The 25,440-nt window shown below is 40.0% G+C and carries 22 protein-coding genes; 20 read left to right on the top strand and 2 right to left on the bottom strand.

Features of this window, described 5'->3' with window-relative positions; all coding sequences use genetic code 11:
• Nucleotides 1-379 precede the first annotated feature (379 nt).
• Entirely contained in the window at nucleotides 380-3,019 is a 2,640-nt protein-coding gene (locus IGK53_RS00990) for a cation-translocating P-type ATPase (RefSeq protein WP_002329719.1), read from the top strand.
• A 227-nt stretch (nucleotides 3,020-3,246) separates the two neighbouring features.
• Here the strand turns inward: IGK53_RS00990 and IGK53_RS00995 are convergent, their stop codons facing one another.
• The gene (locus IGK53_RS00995) at nucleotides 3,247-3,945 is read right to left on the bottom strand and encodes a DUF975 family protein (protein ID WP_002329718.1); all 699 of its coding nucleotides are present in this window, start codon (nucleotides 3,943-3,945) and stop codon (nucleotides 3,247-3,249) included.
• Nucleotides 3,946-4,160: 215 nt separating this feature from the next.
• On the opposite strand from IGK53_RS00995, the gene tgt reads away from it, so the two are divergent.
• The 9 genes from tgt to IGK53_RS01040 all read left to right on the top strand — a co-directional run bounded on the left by tgt (nucleotide 4,161) and on the right by IGK53_RS01040 (nucleotide 14,760).
• Nucleotides 4,161-5,306, top strand: a complete 1,146-nt coding sequence (gene tgt / locus IGK53_RS01000) for a tRNA guanosine(34) transglycosylase Tgt (protein WP_002294183.1) — start codon at nucleotides 4,161-4,163, stop codon at nucleotides 5,304-5,306.
• Nucleotides 5,307-5,402: 96 nt separating this feature from the next.
• Nucleotides 5,403-5,783, top strand: a complete 381-nt coding sequence (gene yajC, locus IGK53_RS01005) for a preprotein translocase subunit YajC (protein WP_002293398.1) — start codon at nucleotides 5,403-5,405, stop codon at nucleotides 5,781-5,783.
• Between the two features lie 304 nt (nucleotides 5,784-6,087).
• Nucleotides 6,088-8,685, top strand: a complete 2,598-nt coding sequence (adhE, locus tag IGK53_RS01010; protein WP_002329717.1) for a bifunctional acetaldehyde-CoA/alcohol dehydrogenase — start codon at nucleotides 6,088-6,090, stop codon at nucleotides 8,683-8,685.
• Between the two features lie 229 nt (nucleotides 8,686-8,914).
• Nucleotides 8,915-10,021, top strand: a complete 1,107-nt coding sequence (locus tag IGK53_RS01015; RefSeq protein ID WP_002309738.1) for a glycoside hydrolase family 88/105 protein — start codon at nucleotides 8,915-8,917, stop codon at nucleotides 10,019-10,021.
• A gap of 16 nt (nucleotides 10,022-10,037) precedes the next feature.
• A complete protein-coding gene (locus IGK53_RS01020; RefSeq protein ID WP_002293394.1) occupies nucleotides 10,038-11,066 on the top strand; it encodes a TRAP transporter substrate-binding protein in 1,029 nt (342 codons plus the stop codon).
• A gap of 5 nt (nucleotides 11,067-11,071) precedes the next feature.
• Nucleotides 11,072-11,551, top strand: a complete 480-nt coding sequence (locus IGK53_RS01025) for a TRAP transporter small permease (protein ID WP_002329716.1) — start codon at nucleotides 11,072-11,074, stop codon at nucleotides 11,549-11,551.
• Nucleotides 11,552-11,566: 15 nt separating this feature from the next.
• Nucleotides 11,567-12,862: a TRAP transporter large permease gene (locus tag IGK53_RS01030; RefSeq protein WP_002329715.1), complete on the top strand. Its 1,296-nt coding sequence runs from the start codon at nucleotides 11,567-11,569 to the stop codon at nucleotides 12,860-12,862.
• A gap of 10 nt (nucleotides 12,863-12,872) precedes the next feature.
• Nucleotides 12,873-13,697, top strand: coding sequence for a sugar phosphate isomerase/epimerase family protein (locus tag IGK53_RS01035; RefSeq protein WP_002329714.1), 825 nt, complete (start codon nucleotides 12,873-12,875; stop codon nucleotides 13,695-13,697).
• A gap of 163 nt (nucleotides 13,698-13,860) precedes the next feature.
• Nucleotides 13,861-14,760: an AraC family transcriptional regulator gene (locus IGK53_RS01040; RefSeq protein WP_002329713.1), complete on the top strand. Its 900-nt coding sequence runs from the start codon at nucleotides 13,861-13,863 to the stop codon at nucleotides 14,758-14,760.
• Nucleotides 14,761-14,876: 116 nt separating this feature from the next.
• On the opposite strand, the gene IGK53_RS01045 is transcribed toward IGK53_RS01040, so the two are convergent.
• Nucleotides 14,877-15,746, bottom strand: coding sequence for a helix-turn-helix domain-containing protein (locus IGK53_RS01045; protein WP_002315595.1), 870 nt, complete (start codon nucleotides 15,744-15,746; stop codon nucleotides 14,877-14,879).
• Nucleotides 15,747-15,898: 152 nt separating this feature from the next.
• On the opposite strand from IGK53_RS01045, the gene rhaB reads away from it, so the two are divergent.
• From rhaB to IGK53_RS01095, 10 genes are all read left to right on the top strand, one after another.
• Complete coding sequence (gene rhaB / locus IGK53_RS01050) at nucleotides 15,899-17,359, top strand: rhamnulokinase (protein ID WP_002329712.1); 1,461 nt, start codon at nucleotides 15,899-15,901, stop codon at nucleotides 17,357-17,359.
• Complete coding sequence (gene rhaA / locus IGK53_RS01055; RefSeq protein WP_002329711.1) at nucleotides 17,356-18,612, top strand: L-rhamnose isomerase; 1,257 nt, start codon at nucleotides 17,356-17,358, stop codon at nucleotides 18,610-18,612. Before rhaB ends, rhaA begins: the two co-directional genes overlap by 4 nt.
• 13 nt (nucleotides 18,613-18,625) lie before the next feature.
• Entirely contained in the window at nucleotides 18,626-19,471 is an 846-nt protein-coding gene (gene rhaD, locus IGK53_RS01060; protein ID WP_002293380.1) for a rhamnulose-1-phosphate aldolase, read from the top strand.
• A 1-nt stretch (nucleotide 19,472) separates the two neighbouring features.
• Entirely contained in the window at nucleotides 19,473-19,784 is a 312-nt protein-coding gene (gene rhaM / locus IGK53_RS01065) for an L-rhamnose mutarotase (protein WP_002329710.1), read from the top strand.
• 81 nt (nucleotides 19,785-19,865) lie between these two features.
• Complete coding sequence (gene fucO / locus IGK53_RS01070) at nucleotides 19,866-21,017, top strand: lactaldehyde reductase (RefSeq protein WP_002329709.1); 1,152 nt, start codon at nucleotides 19,866-19,868, stop codon at nucleotides 21,015-21,017.
• A 126-nt stretch (nucleotides 21,018-21,143) separates the two neighbouring features.
• The gene (locus IGK53_RS01075; protein ID WP_002329708.1) at nucleotides 21,144-21,902 is read left to right on the top strand and encodes an IclR family transcriptional regulator; all 759 of its coding nucleotides are present in this window, start codon (nucleotides 21,144-21,146) and stop codon (nucleotides 21,900-21,902) included.
• 99 nt (nucleotides 21,903-22,001) lie between these two features.
• The gene (locus IGK53_RS01080) at nucleotides 22,002-22,646 is read left to right on the top strand and encodes a bifunctional 4-hydroxy-2-oxoglutarate aldolase/2-dehydro-3-deoxy-phosphogluconate aldolase (protein WP_002288242.1); all 645 of its coding nucleotides are present in this window, start codon (nucleotides 22,002-22,004) and stop codon (nucleotides 22,644-22,646) included.
• 6 nt (nucleotides 22,647-22,652) lie between these two features.
• Complete coding sequence (locus IGK53_RS01085; protein WP_002329707.1) at nucleotides 22,653-23,660, top strand: sugar kinase; 1,008 nt, start codon at nucleotides 22,653-22,655, stop codon at nucleotides 23,658-23,660.
• A 15-nt stretch (nucleotides 23,661-23,675) separates the two neighbouring features.
• On the top strand, nucleotides 23,676-24,518 hold the full coding sequence (gene kduI / locus IGK53_RS01090; RefSeq protein ID WP_002288239.1) for a 5-dehydro-4-deoxy-D-glucuronate isomerase: 843 nt from the start codon (nucleotides 23,676-23,678) through the stop codon (nucleotides 24,516-24,518).
• A gap of 19 nt (nucleotides 24,519-24,537) precedes the next feature.
• Nucleotides 24,538-25,341, top strand: a complete 804-nt coding sequence (locus tag IGK53_RS01095; protein ID WP_002320630.1) for a gluconate 5-dehydrogenase — start codon at nucleotides 24,538-24,540, stop codon at nucleotides 25,339-25,341.
• Nucleotides 25,342-25,440: the final 99 nt, after the last annotated feature.

Below are 25,440 nucleotides of genomic sequence, written 5' to 3' on the forward strand. Positions count from 1 at the left end.
ATTTTCAGACGTTTACGTTATTCAATTGTTACGTATCGCATTACTTCTTGTTTCGGATACTTCGTGATCCAAACATCCATACGCATTCACTATTTATAGTTTTGTACTCTACACGCATGTCTGGGTGAAACCTGTACTTCTAACAACTTTGTTTGCTTACACTGTTCTATCGAGAAATTCTTCTGTTTATTTGATGGTATCCTCCTTCCTTACATCTATATAATAGCATCTTTTGGTAGCGTTTGCAAATGTAAGTGCTTTGGATTTTATACTTTCTTAACAAATAATCAATAGGCCCTTTGTTTGAAGTAATTAAAAAAAGGATGTTATAGTAAAATTAGTACCTTTTTTTGTACGAAGATTTTAAAGGAGGAATAGGATGGAAGAATACAAGCAGACAATAGAAGAAGTAAGGAAGGTAACGGAAGCAGATCCAGATACTGGGTTGTCTTCACAAGAAGTGGATGAACGACGAAAAAAGCAGGGATTGAATAAATTCGATGAGGCACCAAAAGAATCAATGATCAAAAAATTCTTTCGAAGCTTGTCGGATTTTACAACGATCGTACTTCTTATAGCAGCGGTGATTTCCTTTTATACTGCATTTGCTACAGAGCATGGAGATTTATTTGAAGGACTGCTGATCATCGCTATCGTTGTGATCAACTCGGTATTGTCAATCGTCCAAGAAGGAAACGCAGAAAAAGCACTGGAATCCTTGCAAGATATGAATAAACAAACGGCAACTGTCATACGTGATGGCAAAGTGACCACTGTTGAGTCAGAGCAACTGGTGGTTGGGGATATTCTTGTTTTAGAGTCCGGTGATGCTATTTCTGCCGATGCCCGTTTGATCGAAGCATCCCAATTACGTGTAGAAGAATCGGCGCTGACTGGAGAAAGTGAAGCAGTCGAAAAAGATGCAGCATTCCTCGCAAAAGAAGATGAGTCATTAGGTGACCAACTCAATATGGTATTTAAAGGATGTACGGTTGCTGCAGGTCGTGGGAAAGCCATCGTCACTGCTATTGGTATGGCTACTGAAATGGGTAAGATCGCGGATCTTTTGAACGAAAACACCATGCAAAAGACACCTTTACAGGTCCGGTTGAATCAGCTAGGCAAACGAATCAGTATGATCGCTTTAGCGGCTGCGGCTTTAGTATTTGTGATTGGTGAATTACAAGGAGAACCACTCCTTGAAATGTTCATGACTTCGATTTCCTTGGCTGTTGCAGCTGTACCGGAAACCTTGACTGTTATTGTTACGTTGACACTTGCATACGGTGTGCAGAAGATGGCGAGGAAACATGCGATTATCCGGCAGCTACCAGCAGTAGAGACGCTAGGAACCGCTAATGTTATCTGCTCAGACAAAACAGGAACGCTGACACAAAATGAAATGCGCGTCCGCCGAGTCTGGAGCAAAGACGATGAAGTAACGAATATCGAAGACTCAATGACGAACAGCGCGATGGAAATATTGAAAATGGCTGCATTATGTACAGATGTGACGGTCGAACAAGAAGACGATGATCTTGTTATCAAAGGTAATCCAACAGAGGTAGCCATCGTTAGGGCTGTTGAAGAGAATTATCATACAAAAGCAGAATTAGAAGAAAAATATCCACGAGTAAACGAGCTTCCTTTTGATTCTGAACGAAAAATGATGACAACGGTTCATCAAATGGGTGAAAAATACATCTCAATCACCAAAGGAGCATTCGATGTTCTGGCTCCGCGCTTTAGTTCAGGCGATGTAGAACAAGCAGGAATCGTTAATGATCGTTTCGGTAAACGGGCACTGAGAGTGATTGCTGTTGGTTATGCTACTTATGACGAAGAACCGCAAGATATTTCTTCTGAAGCATTGGAAAAAGACTTACGTTTGATTGGCCTGATCGGAATGATTGATCCGCCACGTCCAGAAAGTAAAGGAGCAATCAAGCGAGCGAAAAAGGCCGGTATCAAAACAGTCATGATCACTGGAGATCATGTGGTAACTGCCAGTGCCATAGCGAAAGAATTAGGTATCTTGAATGATCCGTCAGAAGCACTCTCAGGATCAGAACTGCATCAATTATCAGACGAGGAATTAGATGCGCGTGTCAAATCTCTCTCTGTCTATGCTCGGGTAACGCCAGAAGATAAGATCCGAATCGTCAAATCTTGGCAACGTACGGGTGCAGTCGTAGCGATGACTGGTGATGGCGTGAATGATGCACCAGCGTTGAAAGCAAGTAATGTCGGATGTGCCATGGGGATCACAGGTACAGATGTGGCGCAAAGTGCCGCAGATATGATTCTGACGGATGACAACTTTGCGACGATCGTCGATGCTGTCAGTCAAGGACGCTCGGTTTATCAGAATATTCGTAAAGCAATCAACTTTTTGCTAAGTTGCAATATTTCGGAGATCTTTATTGTTTTGATTGCGATGCTGTTAGGCTGGGGAGCGCCATTCACAGCTGTACAACTACTGTTTGTCAATGTAGTTGCCGATGGACTTCCAGGATTTGCATTAGGAAGAGAACCAGCAGAACACGGTATCATGGATCAGCCACCTATTCCGAAAAACGAAGGAATCTTTGCTCGAGGCTTATTGCAAAAAATCGCCATAAACGCAGGGGTCTTTACCATCGTGACACTGTTTGGTTATTATTTAGGTAGTTATGTCGATACCATCAGTCCATGGGTAGACGCAAGTCAGCATGTCGGTCAAACAGTTGCATTCTTGATCTTAGCTTATTCATCAATTTTGCATGTGTTCAATGTACGCAGCAGTCAATCGATCTTCAAAGTCAATTTAGCAACGAATAAAGCGTTGTTTGAAATGGCGTTACTGGCATTAGCTATTACAACAGCTGTTGCTTTGCTGCCGTTTACGCAAGAACTATTCGGCCTAGTACACATCAGTTTGAATCACTGGTTCTTGGTAGGGATTTTGTCTATCGTACCAATCGCGGTCAATGAACTGATCAAGTTCCATCGATTACCGGAAGCAGAAGAAGAGGAATGATCAACTGTTTCTAAGTTGATTTTCTTTTTACTGGAACTATACAAAAAGGAGGTGTGACATGAATGTTGTCACACCTCCTTTTTTGCTAATAGGCTGAATGTTTCTTTTACTGCCTTTCGATAAACGGTGTTCTCCTGCCAACCCCACGGTCACAAGTCACGATATTCATCAAACATGAGAAACTGTTTTTTGTGACTCGGAATTAAACGGCAGGTTCACACTCTCTTTTAAATATCTTTCGGCAATTGTTCATAAAATGCTGCTTTTGTTGCGGAAATATATGGGCTGAGCCATAGATAACCGATACCAGCAGTTGCTAATGCTAAGATATGCCAGCCGATAAATGAAAGATCTAACCAGAAAAGTTTTCCTTTGTAACCATCCATCAATTTTCGACTTGCGGTGATCGTATCCAGTACTTTAGGCGTTTGACCTGTTTCTTGGACGATATCATAATAGATAAAATAGCTTTGAGAATAAGAATAGCTTTTAATGATTCCAGGAATAACTAATAACAAACCCCATAATGTTGTAAAGATTGAAATCAACACAGCTAAACCGATCACTCCGCCGATAAACAAACCTTTGAATCCACGAAATGCATCTTTGAATGGTTCAATCTGATCTTTTTGACCACGTAAAACATCAAGATAAGTCCAAGAAATACCACTCATGAACAAAGCGCTGATAATGCTAGAAATAATTCCACCACCGCCTCCTGAACTACCGCTTCCTGATGCCATCGCATCTGAGACGTTCGCTGAGCCATCATATGTGGCAGTAGCAAACAAGATAATAGGAATCATAATAAGAAGAATAGCAACAATACCAATCAATGTAGGGATTAGATTTAATAAAACAGCTTGACCCCACCGACCTTTTAAACTCTCTTTTGCTTGGCGTTTTAATTCTGCAGAAGATTGCATGATTTTACCCTCCTTTCTTTCATAAAACCAATATACCATGTATCAAAAAATATTTCTGTCATAATGTTTTTTTCTTTTTTGTTATTCATGAAAAAAAATAAAAAAAAGAATATTAAATAAAGTAGAAGGAAGCCGAGGGAACTTGCAAAAAGCACTTGAAACGATTATGATGGTGGGAGTTGTCAAGATATTTTATATAGAAAGTAGGGAAATGAATGACGCAACCTGCCATTCGCTATCGTTTAATCAAGAAAGAAAAACATACTGGCGCGCGTTTAGGGGAATTGATCACGCCGCACGGAACTTTTCCCACACCAATGTTCATGCCAGTAGGAACATTAGCTACAGTAAAAACAATGTCCCCAGAAGAGTTGAAAGAAATGGGTGCTGGCGTTATTTTAAGTAATACATATCATTTATGGCTACGCCCTGGTGAAGACTTAGTAGAAGAAGCTGGCGGACTGCATAAATTTATGAACTGGGATCAACCGATTTTAACAGATTCAGGCGGCTTTCAAGTTTTTTCATTAAGTGATATGCGGAATATCGAAGAAGAAGGCGTGCATTTCAAAAACCACTTGAATGGTTCGCGTATGTTTTTATCACCAGAAAAAGCAATCAACATCCAAAATAAATTGGGCTCTGATATCATGATGAGTTTTGACGAATGTCCACCATTCGATGAAAGTTACGACTACGTGAAAAAATCAGTAGAACGTACGTCTCGATGGGCAGAACGAGGATTGAAAGCTCATGCTAACCCAGACCGTCAAGGATTATTTGGAATCATTCAAGGAGCAGGATTTGAAGATCTTCGTCGTCAAAGCGCGAAAGATCTAGTCGGCATGGATTTCCCTGGTTACTCAATCGGCGGGTTATCTGTCGGGGAACCTAAATCAGAAATGAACCGTGTATTAGAATTCACTACACCGTTGATCCCCGAAAACAAACCACGTTACTTGATGGGTGTCGGTGCTGCTGATTCATTGATCGATGGTGTTATCCGTGGAGTAGACATGTTTGACTGTGTCTTGCCTACTCGAATCGCTCGAAATGGCACATGTATGACTTCTCAAGGCCGTCTAGTAGTGAAAAATGCGAAATATGCCCATGATTTCCGTCCAATTGATGAGAAATGTGATTGTTACACATGTAAAAACTATACACGTGCCTATATCCGCCATTTGATCAAATGTGATGAAACATTTGGCATTCGTTTGACTTCTTACCATAATTTATACTTCTTGTTGAATCTAATGAAACAAGTGCGTCAAGCAATCATGGATGATAATTTGCTTGAATTTAGAGAAGCCTTTTTTGAAGAATACGGGTTCAATAAAGAAAACGCAAAAAGTTTCTAAAGGAAAATCTTTTAAAAATTAAGTAAAAAACTAGTGTTAGCAGCATTTTTCTGCTAAAGTGTTTTTTGTAGATACAGAATTAGTGAGGTGAAAAAAATGGGATCATTACCAATGCTTGTGATGTTTATCGCGCTATTAGCAATGTGGTTTTTTATGTCACGTTCGCAAAAGAAACAACAGCAAGAACGTCAAAACTTGTTAGATAGCATGAAACCAGGTGATTCAGTCGTAACGATTGGCGGATTACACGGAGTTGTTTCAGAAATCGACAATGATAAACGGACAGTCGTTATAGACTGCGAAGGGATCTTCCTTGAGTACGATCGTGCAGCAATCAAAACGGTCAAACCAGGAACTGTCGTAACAAATGATGCAACAACGACTGTTGAAACAACAGAAGAACCAGCTGAGACAGTTGAAGTAAAAACTGAAACAACAGAAACGCTGGAAGAGACAGAAGAGAAGAAAGAAAAATAAGTATCAAAGCTTATTTAAAGACGAGGTAGGGCAGAAAGGTGTCCTACCTCATTTTTTATTCAAAAAAGAAAGAGATAAGAGCATAGGATACATTGCTCAACGTTGAATAATCGGGTGTGTCATATAAATGATAATAAATAACTTTATATATTTTTTCATGTAAACACTTATAAATAAAGGGATTTTATATTTAAAAATAACTGTGAAAAAAATCACAAAAAAGTGTTTACATAGAAAAACAAATATTGTATGATATACATGTGAATGATTTAACAAATAACCATGACCCATTAGGAGGATAATGATGGCTAAAGTAATGGAAAAAGAAAAGACGAAGACAATTGACGTACAAGCAATGATTGATGGTTTGGCAGAAAAAGCAAATGTAGCATTGAAAGAAATGGAAAGCTTTGATCAAGAAAAAGTGGACCATATCGTGCATGAAATGGCAATGGCAGCTTTAGATCAACATATGCCATTAGCAAAAATGGCTGTGGAAGAAACAGGTCGCGGTGTTTACGAAGATAAAGCAATCAAAAATATGTATGCGTCCGAATATATTTGGCATAATATCAAACATGATAAAACAGTTGGTGTAATCAATGAAGATGTCCAAAAGGGATTGATTGAAATTGCTGAACCAGTCGGTGTGGTTTGCGGAGTAACTCCAACAACGAATCCGACTTCCACAACGATTTTCAAATCAATGATCGCGTTGAAAACAAGAAATCCAATCGTTTTTGCTTTCCATCCAAGTGCCCAAAAATCTTCTGCAGAAGCAGCACGAGTGGTACGTGATGCTGCTATCGCTGCCGGAGCTCCTGAAAATTGTATCCAATGGATCGAACATCCATCGATCGAAGCGACTTCTATGCTAATGAACCATCCAGGTATCGCGATCGTCTTAGCGACAGGTGGAGCTGGAATGGTCAAGTCTGCTTACTCTACAGGAAAACCAGCTTTAGGTGTAGGTCCAGGTAACGTACCAGCTTATATTGAAAAAACAGCAAAAATCAAACGTGCAGTGAACGATTTGATCGTTTCGAAAACATTTGATAATGGGATGATCTGTGCTTCTGAACAAGCTGTGATCGTGGACAAAGAAATCTACGCAGCAGTAAAAGCAGAATTCCAAGCACACCAAGTTTATATCGTAAAACCAGATGAATTGCAAAAATTGGAAGATGCAGTGATGAACGAAGGGAAATATGCGGTCAATCCATCAATCGTTGGACATTCTGCGATGGAAATCGCTAATTTGGCAGGAATCAGTGTACCAAAAGGAACGAAAATGCTGATTGCTGAATTGGAAGGCGTAGGACCAGATTATCCGCTTTCAAGAGAAAAACTTTCTCCAGTTCTTGCCATGATCAAAGCTAACAACACGGACCATGCGTTCGATTTGTGTGAAGGTATGTTGAATCTTGGAGGATTAGGACATACAGCAGTTATCCATTCAGAAAACGAAGAGTTGCATGTCAAATTCGGTCTTCGAATGAAAGCTTGTCGTATTTTAGTGAATACACCATCTGCAGAAGGCGGCATCGGTGATATCTATAACGAAATGATTCCGTCATTGACTTTGGGATGCGGTTCTTATGGTAAGAACTCTGTTTCTCGTAACGTCTCTGCTGTAAACTTAATCAATGTCAAAACTGTAGCGAAACGGAGAAATAACATGCAATGGTTCAAATTACCGCCAAAAATCTTCTTTGAAAAGAATTCTCTATTGTATTTAGAGAAAATGGAAAATGTTGAACGTGTCATGATCGTTTGTGACCCAGGTATGGTCCAATTCGGTTACTGCGATACAGTTCGTGAAGTATTGGCACGACGCAAAAATGATGTGAAGATCGAAGTCTTCTCAGAGGTTGAACCGAACCCATCGACAAATACCGTATACACAGGAACGAAATTGATGGCAGACTTCAAGCCAGATACAGTGATCGCTCTTGGAGGCGGTTCTGCAATGGACGCGGCTAAGGGAATGTGGATGTTCTATGAACACCCAGACACATCTTTCTTCGGTGCAAAACAAAAATTCTTGGATATCCGTAAACGGACATACAAGATCGATAAACCAGAAAAGACACAATTCGTATGTATCCCGACAACATCAGGAACTGGTTCTGAAGTAACACCATTTGCGGTCATCACTGACAGTGAAACACATGTGAAATATCCGTTGGCAGATTATGCATTGACACCGGATGTCGCAATCGTCGATCCTCAATTCGTTATGTCAGTTCCAGCATCTGTCACAGCAGATACAGGAATGGATGTGTTGACGCATGCAATTGAATCTTATGTTTCAGTCATGGCTTCAGATTATACACGCGGATTGAGTCTGCAAGCGATCAAATTAGTCTTTGACTATTTAGAAAAATCAGTGAAAACACCTGATATGGAATCACGTGAAAAAATGCACAACGCTTCTACAATGGCTGGTATGGCGTTTGCTAACGCATTCCTAGGTATTTGTCACTCAGTCGCACATAAAATCGGCGGGGAATACGGGATCCCTCATGGGCGGACAAATGCGATTCTTTTACCGCATATTATCCGCTACAATGCAAAAGATCCACAAAAACATGCGATGTTCCCTAAATATGACTATTTCCGTGCAGATACAGATTACGCAGATATTGCAAAATTCTTAGGTCTGAAAGGCGAAACAACAGAGGAATTAGTCGAAGCTTTAGCAACTGCTGTTTATGAATTAGGAAAATCTGTCGGCATCAACATGAGTCTAAAAGCTCAAGGAGTCACACAAGAAACACTAGATACTACCGTAGACCGTATGGCTGAATTAGCTTACGAAGACCAATGTACGACAGCTAATCCGAAAGAACCATTGATCTCTGAATTGAAACAAATCATCATTGATGCTTACAATGGATAAGCAAAAGAAAGCATAGAAAAGAGATAAAAAAATAGATGAAAAAGAACTTGGAAAACGTTGTTTCTCCAAGTTCTTTTTTTGTTTTCTAAGTATTTGAAAGTTACTTTTGTTATTTAACGTTTAGGTCAATTTTAGACAGTTTTTGTTCAAAAAGCGATATTTATAGTGAACGGTATTACTGCTATATTAAGGATATAAAAATGAAAGCGTTTAAAAAGGTGGCATAAAGATGATTATTAAAGAAGAGATTTTTGTACCTAAAGAATTAGTGAAAGAAAAAATTGACCTGCTCGTTGAAAACCTGACAACGATCAAAGACGATAACGGTGAATTTTTATTGGACTTTGATGGATTGAAAGTAGATGACAAAAGCTGGACAGTATGGAATTGGCCACAAGGTGTCGGATTATACGGTATTTATAAAAATTACCAGATGACAAAAAATCCTCGCGCTTATCAAGTAGTCAATGAATGGTTTGAAGATCGGATGGAAGAAGGCGCTCCGCCAAAAAACGTCAATACGATGGCCCCGTTGTTGACGATGGCTTACTTGTATGAAGACACGAAAGATTCACGCTATTTGCCTTATTTAGAACAATGGGCAGAATGGGTCATGAATGACATGCCTCGGACAAATGAAGAGGGGTTGCAACATGCCACATATGGACCGGAAAATAAGAATCAGCTGTGGGATGATACATTGATGATGACAGTGCTTCCTTTGGCAAAAATCGGGAAACTGTTGAATCGCCCAGAATATTTAGAAGAAGCACGTTACCAGTTTATGATCCACATCAAATACTTGATGGATAAACGGACAGGGTTGTGGTATCACGGCTGGACGTTTGAAGGAAATCATAACTACGCCGAAGCATTTTGGGCTCGTGGAAACTGCTGGTTGACGATTGCTATTCCAGAAATCATCGAGATCTTAGAACTATCGAAAGAAGATGCATTGCGCAAATTGTTGATTGAAACACTTGAAGCACAAGTGCGCGCATTAAAAACTTATCAATCTGAAAGCGGTTTATGGCATACGTTGTTAGATGATCCTTCTTCTTATGTGGAATCTTCTGCAACTGCAGGATTTGCTTACGGTATTTTGAAAGCGGTCCATAAACGTTATTTGCCGCAAGAATATAAAGAAGTCGCTTATCGTGCTATCCAAGGATTGCTTGAACAAATCGATGAAAAAGGAGAAGTCCAAAACGTTTCAATCGGGACAGGAATGGGGGATAGTTTAGATTTTTATCGGAATATCGGAATCACAGCAATGCCTTATGGACAGTCGTTAACGGTGCTTTGTTTGACAGAATTGCTCGTCTCTTATTGTTAAAAGAAAGGAAACCCATATGAAAAAAACATCACTGTTGTTTGCAGCAAGTTCGCTTAGCCTAGGTCTGCTAGGTCTAAGCGGCTGCGGAAATAATTCTAGTGTGGCAACTGTCGCAGATGCAGACGTAAATGAGACAGTTACCTTGCGCTTTGCTTATGCAAGCAACAGCCAGCCGGTAATTGATGCAATGAATGAATTTGGGCGTTTAGTAAAAGAAAAAACAGACGGTTCCGTACAGATCCAGTATTTTCCAGATGGACAACTGGGTGGAGAACGGGAACTAATCGAGTTGACACAGTCAGGAGCAGTAGATTTCACAAAAGTAAGTGCCTCAGCATTGGAAAGTTTTTCTAAAGATTATTCGATTTTTTCAGTCCCTTATCTATTCAATGATGAAGAACATTTCTTTAAGGTGATGGATAACGAAGAAATAATGGAACCAATCTACCAATCAACCAAAGATTTAGGGTTTACCGGATTGACCTATTATGATTCTGGTCAACGCAGTTTTTATATGGTAGACGGTCCAATCCATACACCGGAAGATTTGAAGGGAAAGAAAATCCGTGTGATGCAAAGCGAAACAGCTATTAAAATGGTCGAGCTTTTAGGCGGTTCGCCAGTCCCCATGGGAAGTGATGAGGTATACACTTCTCTTCAATCCAATTTGATCAACGGATCAGAAAACAATGAGTTTGTCTTGTATACAGCTGGACATGGCGGGGTAGCTAAATACTATTCTTATGATGAGCATACACGTGTGCCCGATATCATCATCATGAATGATGCTATCAAAGAACAGCTAACTGCTGAACAGGAAAAAGCGATTGAAGAAGCAGCAAAAGAATCGACGGTTTTTGAAATCGAAGCTTTTGCCAGAGCAATTGAAGAAGAGAAAGCTTTAGCACAAGAAGAACATGGAGTTCAATTCAATGATGTAGATAATACACCGTTTCGAGAGGCAGTCGCACCGCTTCATGATACATTCAAAAACGATCCTGCCTACAAAGACCTTTATCAAAAGATCCAAGAGCAAGGAGCGTAGCTGTGATGAAAGTGATTTTAAATAAGGTGTTAGAGATCCTAGGAGCTGTTTTGCTTGTTGGGATGGTCGCTGTCGTTTTATGGCAAGTATTTTCCAGAACGGTTTTAGGAAATCCGAATACGGTGACAGAAGAGCTTGTCCGATTCGGTCTTGTCTGGTTTGCCATGTTGTCTTCCGCGTATGTTGTGGGACAAAAAGCACATCTAGCCGTAACGGTTTTAAGTGAAAAATTATCTGGTAAAAAAAGTAAAATTTTAGAAGTCGTTGTTCAAAGTTTGTTTCTGGTATTTGCTGCGATGATCATGGTGTATGGCGGATGGAATGCTGTCACGTTGACAATGGGGCAGATCTCGCCTTCTTTAAGCATTCCGATGGGGTACGTCTATTTGTCAGTACCTGTCTCAGGGATACTCATCATTATCTATAGTCTGATAAATCTAATCGATACATTAAGCAACAAGCCAGCAATTCAAGAAAAAATATAAAAATGGAGGAATAAAATGGCAATAGAAGCCGGATTAGTGTTATTTTTTGTATTTGTCGTGTTGCTTGTATTAGGGATGCCGATTGCTATAAGTATTGCGTTCTCATCAATGATGACTTTATTGTTAGTTATACCGTTTGATGTTTCTGCTTTTAGTTCAGCTCAAAAAATGGTGGGAAGCATCAACAGTTTTTCGCTCATCGCTATTCCGTTTTTCGTTCTTTCAGGTATTATCATGAATAATGGAGGGATAGCCAAGAAACTAGTGGATTTTGCGATGTTGTTCGTCGGACGCGTACCGGGGGCTTTAGCTCATACGAATGTGTTAGGGAATGCTTTATTTGGTTCCATCTCTAGTTCAGCCATTGCCGCTTCTACCGCGATTGGCGGAGTCTTGATCCCTCAGCAAGTGGAAGAAGGATATGACCGGAAGTTTGCAACAGCGGTCAATATCGCGTCAGCTCCGACAGGTATGGTCATTCCTCCAAGTACTGCTTTTATCATGTATTCACTTGTTGCTGGTGGTGCTTCGATTTCGGCTTTATTTATGGGAGGGTATCTCGTAGGAGCTTTGTGGGCACTAGGAATCATGCTAGTAGCATTCATCGTTGCTAAAAAGAATAAATACCCTGTTGTCGAAAAAGGACAGATGGCTCATGCTGGAAAAATAATAAAAGAGGCGATTCCTAGCCTTCTATTGATTGTCATCATTATCGGTGGTATCTTGACGGGGATATTTACAGCAGTAGAAGCTTCAGCGATAGCTGTCATTTACTCCCTGTTGATTGCTATGTTTTACTATAAAACGGTAAAACTAAAAGATATACCTAATATGTTGTTTCAATCAGTAGCAATGTCAGGGACGATCATGTTCTTATTAGCTACTTCTTCCATGATGTCTTTCGCCATGGCGTTTACCGGTATTCCTCAGGCAATTAGTTCGTTGATTATGGGCGTAACGGATAATAAGCTAGTGATTCTGTTATTAGTAAATCTTGTGTTATTACTTGTGGGTATGTTTATGGATGTAGCGCCTGCTATTTTGATTTTTACACCAATATTTTTACCGATCGTCACAAGTGTAGGGGTTGATCCTGTACATTATGGATTGTTTTCAATCATGAATCTGTGTGTAGGCTCAATTACACCTCCTGTAGGTACAGGGTTATATGTCGGTGCAAGTGTAGGAGGCGTAAAAGCAGAAGCCATGCTGAAACCACTTCTTCCGTTTTATGGGATTATCCTAGTCGTCTTGTTTTTGATTACCTATTTCCCGCAAATCGTCATGTGGCTACCCAATATGCTGAGTTAGGAGAATAATTATGTTGAACATTACAATTAGAGGACATGATCTTTCCCAAGTCCAAACGATAGAAGATCTTGCAGAAAAAACAAAAGAACAAGGGATCCATACACTGCAGCTCGCCTTAGGTCTTTCGTTTCCTGAAATGTCTTCTGGCGCAAACGAAATCAATTCTGGGATGGGAAATTATGTCAAACGTGTCTTAGAAAAGCAAGAAGTGTCCGTAGGAATTTTAAGTTGCTATATCAATATGATTCATCCAGATTTAACGATACGAGAAGAGTTGCTGACAAAGTTCGAGCAGTATCTTCGCTATGCTTCTTCCTTTGGTGCGTCAATGGTTGCTTCGGAAACGGGATGTGTTTTGCCGGAACTCCAATATACGGAAGAAAATTTCACAGATGAAGCATTTGCTGAAGCAGTGTCCGTTATCCGTCGCTTGGTAAAAGCTGGAGAAAAATACCAAATGATGGTGGGGATAGAACCAGGTTTGAATCATCCGGTGTATTCTTTAGAAAGAGTAGAGCAGCTGATCCAAGCAGTGGATTCGGACTATCTAGGAATCATTTTAGATCCGACAAATTTGATTACAAGTACTGATTATCAAGGACAAGTCCAATTGGTAGAAGAAGCTTTTGAGCGTTTTGGTAAAAAGATATGTGCGGTTCATTTGAAAGATTTTCGTGTCGAACAGGAAAAAATCGTGCCGGTAAATTTGGGAGACGGTGTGATCGAGTACACAAAAATCAAAGAAATCATCAAGAAGAACCGTCCGTATCTGTATGTGGTTCTTGAAGAAACAAAAGATGATGGGATTCGTTATGGAAGAAGTCTTCTTGAATAATGTAAAGAAGACATTGATTAACTAATATTTAGAATGGAGGGGGCGGGGCTAGAAGATGTCACGTCTCTTCTTTTTTATAAGAGTATATAAAAGCAGCTCTTTTTGATTGCAAAAAACGTGATATAATATAATTGTGCACAACTGAACAAAGGAGGTGCAGCACATGCTTCAAAAGAAAATAAGCGGTGAGCAAGTCAATACGATGGTTTCTGATCAGTATGAAATCTATCATGTCAAAGATGTCGTTAGCCAAAGTAAAACAATCTACCATCACCATGATTTCTATGAAATCCATGCTACATTAAAGGGCGAAGCGACTTTTTATTTGAACGGACGGCAATTTACGATCAAAGCAGGAAGTGTGCTGCTCATCCATTCCAACGATTTGCATCGTATCGTCCGCCAGTCTTCAGATGTATTCGAGCGTGTCTATATCTTTGTTACCCCTTCTTTTCTGGGAAGTCGTTCCACGCCATGGTCTAATCTATCGGCTTGTTTTCAACCAATGGGAGAGAAAAGGAGTCGTGTATTGCAAGTCGAACAGGAAGTATTGAAGCAAAAATTATCATTTATCGACCACCCTCCTGATAAAAAAAATTACGGTGAAGACATAAAATATGAACAAGCTCTGGTAGAATACTTGATTTTTCTCAATCAAGTAGTACAAAAAGAAGAGAGTGCGCAAGAACAGAATGCTGTAGTTCCAAATGAGCGTGTGGAACAAATGTTACAATATATCTCAAAAAATTTATCTCATCCGCTTTCTTTAGAGGAAATGGAGAAGCAATTTTTTGTCAGCAAATACCATATCACCCGAGAATTCAAAAAGTACACTGGATTTACGTTTCATCAGTATGTAATGAAGAAAAAGCTGATCTATGCCAAGCACTTGTTGCGAGAGTACCGTAGTTCTAGTGCTGTATATAGTAAAAGTGGTTTTTCATCTTATCCGCATTTTCTGAAAGCATTCAAGAGAGAGTTTGGTATAACGCCTAAAGAATTTTTGAAACGCGATACACAAAACCAGCTTATTCATTATGAACATTTTGAAGATGAACAATGAGAATAACCACCCCAAAATAACCGAAGTAGCTGCTGTTGTTTATATAGAAGCAGAAACTGCGGTTATTTTATTATTCTACTATAACTTTTAAAAAAAGTGCGTACATATTATATGAATCAGCTAAATTTACGAAAATCTCTCGGTGATAATCCAGTTTTTGCTTTGAACAAGCGACTAAAGTAAGCAAAATTCTCGATTCCGATTTCTTCGGAAATCATTCGAATAGTAAATTCTGTATACCGAAGAAGGTCTTTAGCGTAAGAGAGTTTTTTGCTGATTAAATAATCGATTGGCGGAGAACCGATGAATTTGGAAAAATCTTTGCTCAGCTGATATTTATTCAGTAAAAATTGCTGTTCTAATTGATCAAGTGTGATCGTTTCTTTGAAGTGTTCGTCCAAGTATTGCTTAAGCTTATAAACGTAAGGGGGAATATCTTCTTCTTCGAAATCCAGCTGATACTTCTGCAAAATCAGTTCATTCAACAGCTCGTGGATAGCTACAGAGGACTGGAAATCGGTACGGGCATTCGCACCTTGCTGCATGTGGATCAATTCTGTGATCAGATGATGGATCTTGTTTTCTGATGGATCACCTGTCGAATGGAAGGTGTTATGGCCGTCTTTTGTGAATTCTTGATAAAATGATTGGACGCTCTGACCATTCAAATGGATCCAATCCATTTCCCATGGTTCTTCGCTAATCGTTTGATAACGCTGATATTCTTGGCAGTCAATAAAAAAGAGGTCTCCAGCTTTTAGCTGGTGCTGATTAGCTTTATATGTAAGCAAACCCTCGCCAGACAAAGTAAATTTTATCAAATAAGAAGGTAAATGTGCTCGTTCAGTATAGTAAGGGACCGGCGCTTTAAAGTAACCGATTTCTTGGATATAAAAAAATAAATTCCTACTTCTTTGCGTAGGTGTCAAGATCACTCTTTTTGAGTCTTCCGACCATGAGTGATTGGCTTTTTCCCAGTAATCCATGTAAACACTCCCAACTTGTCAAGATAATGCAATTATATACCAAAATAGTGTGAAGCAAAATATAAGTTTATGTAATATGATAGCATTGTTAATAAATGATAACGCTTTATTAAGGAAGTGTTAATCAACAATAAAGTAAAAGAGGTGGAGAAATGAATCCGACATTTGTTGCCATCGATATCGGTGCGTCAAGCGGACGACTAATGAAAAGTACGAGAAATGATGAAGGTTCTTTAGTCTTGGAAGAAGTACACCGATTCAAGAACGGCTTTCGAAAAAAAGACGGTCATGACCGCTGGAAGATCGATTATCTTATCGAAGAGATTTTGATTGGATTTGAAAAATTAAAGAAAACAGGGATCGATCGCTGTTTTGCAGGGATCGATACATGGGCAGTCGATTACTGTTTGATTGACAAACAAGGGGAACGGCTGAATGATCCGATCGCTTATCGGGACGATCGTACCGATGAAGCAGTAAAACAGTTTTCTGAAAGCTATTCTCTAGATAAGTTGTATGAGCAAACAGGGATTCAGATCCAGCCTTTCAATACCTTATTCCAATTGTTTGTCGAAGAAAAAGACCATTTGGCAAAAGCACATAAATTGTTATTGATTCCTGATTATTTAGGCTACGTCTTTACTGGCAATATAGTGACGGAGAAAACCAATGCGTCTACTATGCAGCTGCTGAATGCAGGGATAAAAGAGTGGGAAACAGAACTTCTTGAAAAAGTTGGTGTTTCGAAGGGATTATTTCCTCCATTGACAGAGCCGGGAACGATACTGGGAGATTTGCAAAAAGAAAAATTCTCAAAATATGATTTGCCAGATGTGACCTTTATCACAGTAGCAAGTCATGATACGGCGTCAGCTGTATTAGGCACACCAGGGCAAGGAGAACAGTGGGGCTATATCAGCAGTGGGACATGGTCGCTTTTAGGGATGGAAACAAAGATCGCCAATGTTTCTCGCGCCGCTTTTTCTGAGAATTACACGAATGAATGGGGTGCTCATAATACGGTGCGTTTCTTGAAAAACATCATGGGGATGTGGTTGATCCAGGAAGTTGCTCGAATGCAGGAGTACGAATACAGTTACGCGGAATTGGCAGAACTTGCTGCAAAAGAAAAGCCACTGCAACAAGTGATGGAAATCAATGACCCTCGATTTTTGAATCCTAAAAATATGATAGAAGAGATTCAGCAATACTGTTTTGAAACAGAGCAGCCAGTCCCTGTTTCACCGGGAGCTCTCGCTCGTTGTGTGTATGATAATCTTGCTCTTTGTTACGCACAAGAGCTGATCAAAGTAGAACACTTGACTGGAACGAAATTGGAAAAACTGCACATCGTAGGGGGCGGATCGAATAATCGCTTACTGAATCAATTGACAGCAGATTATGCCGGAATCATTGTAGAAGCAGGTCCTAGTGAAGCCACAGCAATCGGGAATGTAGCCATGCAAATGCTCAGTACAGGTCAGTTTTCGAATATAGAACAAGCAAGAAATGTAATCAAACAGTCGTTTCCATGTGAAACTTTTTACCCAGATGAAAATAAGCAAAACACGATGGAATGGTACGTGAATAAAATCAAAGGAGTAATCGTATGAACACGATTGAAAGAAATTACGAACAAGCAAAAGAAAGATATGCAACTATCGGTGTAGATACAGATGCTGTACTAGAAAAGATGCAAGACATCAAAATTTCTATGCATTGCTGGCAAGGAGACGATGTCAAAGGTTTCTTGACACCGGATGGCGAATTGACTGGTGGAATCATGGCAACAGGAAATTTCCCAGGAGCTGCACGGACACCCGAAGAGCTTAGACAAGATTTGGAGAAGGCATATTCGTTGATACCGGGCAAACATAAGTTGAATCTTCATGCTATCTATTTGGACACAGAAGAAGCGGTCGATCTCAATGAGATTGAGCCGAAGCATTTTGAGAAATGGGTAGAGTGGGCAAAAAAAGAAGAGATCGGTCTTGATTTCAATCCGACTTTCTTTTCGCATCCAATGATGAAAGACGGCTTTACATTAGCTCACCCAGATAAAGAAGTTCGTGAATACTGGATCGAACACGGGAAAAGAAGCCGTAAAATCGCAGAATACTTTGGAAAAGAAACTGGACAAACATGTATCAATAACTTTTGGGTACCTGATGGGATGAAAGACAATCCAATCGACCGTTTTACCCCACGGAAACGTTTGATGGAATCGCTTGATGAAATTTTTACAGAAGAGCTAGATGAAGGGTATGTACAAGATGCAGTAGAAAGCAAACTATTTGGTTTAGGCGCTGAAGCTTATACAGTCGGTTCCCATGAATTTTATATGGGTTACGGGTTGACTCGTGACAAACTTGTTTGTCTAGATGCTGGACATTTTCATCCAACAGAAGTGATTTCCAATAAATTGTCTTCCTTAGCTTTATTCAGCAAAGGAATCATGTTGCACGTTTCTCGTCCAGTTCGTTGGGATTCAGATCATGTCGTTTTGATGGATGATGAATTGCAGGAAATTGCTAAAGAATTAGTCCGTAACGAATTACTGGAAAAAACGAATATCGGTCTGGATTTCTTTGATGCAACGATCAATCGTATCGCTGCTTGGGTCATTGGTACGAGAAATACACAAAAAGCATTAATGAAAGCTATGCTGGAACCAGTTAAGCGATTGAAAGAAATGGAGCTGGCTTTTGACTTTACTTCAAGAATGGCTTACACGGAAGAATTGAAAGATTTCCCGTATGCCGATGTATGGAATTATTTCTGTTACAAAAATCAAGTTCCAGTTGGTTTGGATTGGCTAGAAGAAGTCCAAGAATATCAAAAAGTCGTGTTGGGATTAAGAAAATAGGAGTGTGGCTATATTGAAAAAAATAGATATTTTACAAGCGCCTTATGTGAAAGAAATGATTGAAACGACATCGAATCTTTATCGCTTGGGATGGGATGAACGAAATGGCGGGAATATTTCTTATTTACTCAAAGAGGAAGAGATCACACCGTTCTTGGATCCTGAAAAAGTGACCCGCCGCATCTCGATGATTTTTGATGCCAGCCGTTTAGCAGGATGCTATTTTATTGTAACTGGTTCAGGAAGATATTTTAAAAATGTAGCGAGCGAACCTGCCGAAAACCTTGGAATCGTTCGAGTTGCCGAGGATGGCAAAACATTAGAGCTTTTGTGGGGGTTAGAAAATGACTGCCTTCCTACAAGCGAGTTGCCAAGTCATTTCATGAGTCATATCGCCCGTTTAGAAGTAGACCCAGATAATCGGATCGTTATGCATTGCCATGCTAGCCATTTATTAGCGATGAGCTTTACGCATGAATTAGACGAACGTTCCTTTAGTCGTACGCTGTGGCAAATGTGCACGGAATGCTTAGTTGTTTTTCCAGAAGGGATTTCCATCATTCCGTGGATGGTTCCAGGAACAAATGAGATTGGGGAAGCAACAGCTGAAAAAATGAAAGAAACTCGATTGGTTTTATGGCCGCAACATGGAATCTACGGGTCAGGAAAAGACATGGATGAAGTCTTTGGTTTGATCGAGACAGCAGAAAAGGCAGCAGAAGTCTATACGTACGTCAAAGCGCAAGGACCAATCTTGCAAACAATCACAGATGAGAATTTGTGGCGCTTAGCAGATGCGTTTGGTGTTACTCCGAAAGCAGGTTATTTGGAGGAAGTTCATACGAAAGCAGGTGTCTGACATGGTGAAAAAAGCCTTTTGCATGAAAGTTTACCCAGAAAAACAAGAAGAATACAAAAAAAGACATGATGAACTTTGGTCAGAGATGCGCACAGCGCTTCGTGAACATGGGGTCATCGACTATTCGATCTATCTTGATCCGAGTACAAGTTTATTATTTGGTTACCTAGTGGTCGAGGATGAAGAGTTATGGGGGAAAATGGCAACTACACCGATTAATCAAAAATGGTGGAAATACATGGAAGATATCATGGAAACAAATCCAGATGCCTCCCCAGTCAGCCGTGAATTGACGCCAGTCTTCGAACTGTAGCAACAAGCAACTGGGCAACCGGTTGCTTGAGGTTCTTTCATTTTTATTGTGAAAAATAATACAAATCAGGAGGAATAGAAAATGAGTAATCGAATGATTTTAAATGAAACATCGTATTTTGGAAAAGGAGCGATTGAGTCAATCGTTCCCGAATTTCAGCAGCGAGGATTCAGCAAAGCAGCTGTCATTACTGATAAAGGATTGATCGAACATGGCATAGCGACAAAAGTAACAGAGCTTTTGGATAATGCAGGAATCGATTATGTTTTATACGACGGGATCGTACCTAACCCAACGATCCAAAACGTAAAAGACGGAGTAGCTTTTGTTAAAGAGGCAGAAGCAGACTGTTTGATCGCAATCGGTGGGGGGTCGCCAATCGATACGGCAAAAGCCATTGGGATTATTTTGACGAATCCAGAGTTTTCAGATGTCATCAGCTTAGAAGGTGTGGCTGATACAAAAAATCCATGTTTACCTATCTTAGCTGTACCAACGACTTCTGGGACAGCAGCTGAGGTAACGATCAACTACGTCATCACAGATGAAGCAAATCACCGGAAATTCGTCTGTGTCGATCCACATGATATCCCAATCGTTGCGTTCATCGACAGTGACATGATGATGGGAATGCCGAAAAAATTGGCTGCGTCAACAGGGATGGATGCTATGACACATGCTATCGAAGGGTTGATCACAAAAGGCGCTTGGGAAATGACTGATATGCTGCATTTGAAAGCAATTGAAATCATTGGTCATTCTTTGGAAGCTTCTGTAGAGGGTGATCAAAATGGGCGAGAAAAAATGGCATTAGGACAATATATTGCAGGAATGGGCTTCTCAAATGTAGGTTTAGGACTGGTGCATGGGATGGCTCATCCGTTAAGTGCATGGTACAACATCCCACATGGTGTAGCGTGTGCAGCGCTCTTGCCAACGATCATGAAATATAACAAAGAATATACTGGAGAAAAATACCGTGAAATCGCTCTTGTACTAGGAATCAAAGGAGCAGCTGAAATGTCTTTAGAAGATGTAAGAGATGCAGCTTGCGGTGAGATCGATCGATTGAGCAAAGCGGTTGGAATCCCAGCGACCATTTCTGAGTTAGGTGTAAAAGAAGCGGATATCCCAGCAATTGCAGAAGATGCTTTGCGAGATGTATGTACACCAGGAAATCCAAGAGAAACGACAGTAGAAGAAATTATTGCCTTATATCAAAGCTTGATGTAAAAATGAAGCGGATCTTTAACTTTGAGTTGCCTATAAAGAGAAATAGCAGTTTGTATTCGGTTATCTCTTTTAAATTGATGATATTTCCGCTATAATTTTTCTTATAAAGAAATAGGAGAATATTATATGGAAAATAAAAAACCTTATGGAACTGTATTGATCAAAGCTTCTAAAATACTAGACTATTTAGCGGAAAATCCAGACATCTCTTTGCAGACGATCGCAAAGGGTGTGGGAATGACTTCTTCTACAGTCTTGAAAATACTAGATACTTTACTGATGATCGGCTACGTAAATAAAAATTCAGAGAAAAATTATCGTTTAGGTGCAAAGCTTATTCGCTACGCGAATAAAAACATTGAGCAAATCGATTTGGTAGAACTGACTTTACCATTTTTAGAACAGTTGCAGCAAAAGATCGATGAGACTATCCACTTAGGGTTATTGGACAACAATGAAATCTTGTATGTGAACAAACTAGATCCAAAACATCAAACGATCCGTATGTCTTCAAAAATCGGAATCACCCGACCATTATACAATTCTGCGATGGGTAAAGCCGTATTAGCAGAATTCAGTGAAGAGCAGTACACTGATTATCTTGAAAAACATCCGTTGATCCCTTACACGGAGTACACGATTACCAATGCCTTGCGTTTGAAAAAGGAAATCCAAACGGTAAAAGAAACCCACGTTGCATTTGACGATGAAGAAATCGAACGTGATATTTTTTGTATAGGAGCCTCAATCGTGAAAAATGAACAAATCATTGGTGCATTTAGTGTAAGTATGCCGAAATATCGTTTAACAGATGAGACAAAAGAACAAATAATCAGTGCCCTCAAGCAAACAAAAAGCGAAATCGAGCAAAGAATTCAAAAATAATGAAAAAAGCGTTTGCATTTTTTCTTTTCTGCCGTATAATATGGGTATAGATTTCCAAATTATAAAATAAAATTTCTAAATAGGAAATAGGTGGAGAAGATGAAAAAAATTGATATTTTATCTCGATTGAAAAACGCCGGAGTGATTGCGGTGGTACGCGGAAAAAGTAAAGAAGAAGCTTTGAATGCTTGCCACGCAATCATCAAAGGTGGTCTAACTGGTATTGAGTTGACTTTTACAGTCCCTCAAGCGGATCAAGTAATCAAAGAACTTTTGTCATTCTACAAAGATCAACCAGAAATAGTGATTGGCGCAGGTACAGTATTAGACGCTGTCACAGCTCGCTTGGCTATCTTAGCTGGCGCAGAGTATATTGTTAGCCCTTCCTTTGATCAAGAAACGGCAGAAATGTGCAATCTGTATCAAATTCCTTACTTACCTGGATGTATGACGATTACCGAGATCAAAACAGCCCTGAAAAGCGGGGTAGATATCGTCAAACTATTTCCTGGAAGCGCTTATGGACCAAGTATCATTTCTGCCTTCAAGGCACCGATGCCTCAAGTCAATATCATGCCAACTGGTGGTGTGAGTCTGGACAATATGAAAGAGTGGTTCGATGCTGGTGTCGTAACAGTCGGAGTAGGTGGGAACCTTTTAGCACCTGCAGCTACAGGAGATTTTGACAAAGTAACGGAAGTCGCGCAACAGTATGCAGCAAAAATGAAAGAAATCAAGAGGTAACTGCTTATGGGAAAAGTAGTGACACTCGGAGAAATCATGTTGCGATTATCCACAGAACAGGGAACCCGCATCGATTCAAGTGAACGATTCGTAGCCCATTATGGCGGAGGGGAAGCAAACGTAGCAATTTCTTTAGCTAATTACGGACATGACGCGGTTTTTGCTACCAAAGTACCTGATAACGCGTTGGGAAAAGCAGTCAAAAAGCACTTGCAATGTTATGGAGTAGATACGAAACAGGTATTATCTGGTGGTCCAAGACTAGGTACTTATTATATGGAAACTGGTAGTGGCGAACGCGCCGCCTCAGTGATCTATGATCGTGCCGGATCAAGCTTTGCTGAAATGGATCATTTGGAATGGTCGCTAGAGGAGTTATTCCAAGGAATAGATATATTTCATGTTTCAGGGATCACCCCAGCTTTGTCTAAAAAATGGCAAAAAATGACGAAACAAGTGATAGAAGCTGCAAAAAAAGCCGGCTGTCTGATCAGCTTCGATATCAACTATCGCGGGAAATTATGGACACAGCAAGAAGCCAGCGAAGTAATCCATCAGCTTTTACCTTTAGTAGATATCTGTTCAGCTGGAAAAATGGATGCTCTTTATTTGTTAGGTATCGAGAAAGCGCCAGAAGCAGAAGAACAACCGCTAATTTATTATTATCAAAAAATGCAGGAAAAGTTCCCGAATATCCAGGTGTTTTATTCGACCAAACGTACCGTTCATTCAGCAAGTGAAAATGAATTGAAGGGGACATTGTGGATGAACCATGAATATGTGGAATCCCATGTCCATAGAATCACCCCAATCGTAGATCGAGTAGGTGGCGGAGATGCTTTTGCAGGTGGCGTGCTCCATGGGATTTTATCCAATATGCCCCCGCAAGAAATCATTGATTTTGCTACGGCAGCTTCTGCCTTGAAGCATACGATCCACGGGGACTGCAACCAATTCAGTCAAGAAGAAGTCGCACAATTTTTAGCATGCGGCTCTGGAAAAATCATTCGATAGAAGGAGTAGAAGAAAATGCAAGAAATGGAAACACGTTATACACACAGTCCAGAAGATATCCGTCATTATTCAACAGAACAATTGAGAAAAGAGTTTTTAGTAGAGAAGGTATTTGAACCAGGAAAAATCAGTTTGACTTATACGCACAACGATCGAATGATCTTTGGTGGCGTGACACCTACTGAAAAAGAATTAGAAATCACATTAGACAAAGAACTAGGTGTTGATTACTTCTTAGAACGTCGTGAACTAGGTGTGATCAATATCGGTGGACCAGGATTCATCGAGATCGATGGGCAAAAAGAAGAAATGAAAAAACAAGACGGCTATTATATCGGAAAAGAAACACGACATGTCGTATTTTCTTCTCAAGATGCTGAAAACCCAGCTAAATTCTATATTAGTTCTGTTCCAGCTCATCATAAATATCCAAATGTAAAAATCAGTATCGACCAAGTAAAACCAATGGAAACTGGTGAAGGTCTGACATTGAATGAACGTAAAATCTATCAATATATCCATCCAAATGTATGCGAAAGCTGTCAATTACAAATGGGTTATACGATTTTAGAACCAGGAAGTGCTTGGAATACGATGCCTTGTCATACACATGAACGTCGTATGGAAGCGTATGTCTACTTTGATTATGCCAATGAAGATACACGTGTGTTCCACATGATGGGCAAACCAGATGAAACAAAACATTTAGTCGTAGACAATGAACAAGCTATTATTTCACCAAGCTGGTCGATCCATTCAGGTGTAGGTACAAGCAATTACTCATTCATCTGGGCAATGTGCGGAGAAAACATCACCTATACAGACATGGATATGGTGCAAATGGATCAATTAAAATAAGCATAAGGGAGAGAAAATGATGGAATTTAATATGGATATGTTTCGTTTAGATGGAAAAGTAGCATTAGTCACCGGTGCCGTCTATGGTATTGGATTTGAGATTGCACGCTCTTTAGCTACAGCAGGAGCAAAAATCGTGTTTAATAACTTGAATCAAGAATCAGTTGATGAAGGTATAGCGCATTATAAAGAAGCGGGCATCGATGCAAAAGGTTATGTCTGCGATGTAACCGATGAAGAAGCGGTTCAAGCAATGGTTCAGCAAATCAAAGAAGATGTAGGTTCAGTTGATATTTTAGTCAATAATGCAGGGATCATCAAACGGACACCGATGATCGAAATGGATGCGGCTGACTTCCGTCAAGTGATCGACGTGGATTTAAATGCTCCATTTATCGTTTCAAAAGCAGTTATTCCAGATATGATCGAAAAAGGCGGCGGTAAAATCATCAATATCTGTTCCATGATGAGTGAATTAGGACGCGAAACAGTCAGTGCTTATGCTGCGGCAAAAGGCGGATTAAAAATGCTGACGAAAAACATCGCTTCTGAATACGGTCAATACAATATCCAATGTAATGGAATTGGACCAGGTTATATTGCTACACCGCAAACTGCTCCATTACGCGAAACACAAGAAAACGGAGAACGTCATCCATTCGACCAATTTATCGTTGGACGTACGCCAGCAGCACGTTGGGGCGAGCCAATCGATTTGGCTGGGCCATCTGTCTTCTTGGCTTCTAGCGCATCGGATTTCGTTAACGGCCATGTCTTGTATGTAGACGGCGGCATACTTGCCTATATCGGAAAACAACCTTAAACGAGGTTTAGTACACTGTTTAGTGGAGAGGTTATGAAATCAGCAGCTTGAACGAATACCGAAGGACAGCTGATCAAACATCATTTATTTGAAAAAAAG

The organism is Enterococcus sp. DIV1224 (genome assembly GCF_050555455.1).
Taxonomy (GTDB): Bacteria; Bacillota; Bacilli; order Lactobacillales; family Enterococcaceae; genus Enterococcus_B; species Enterococcus_B lactis.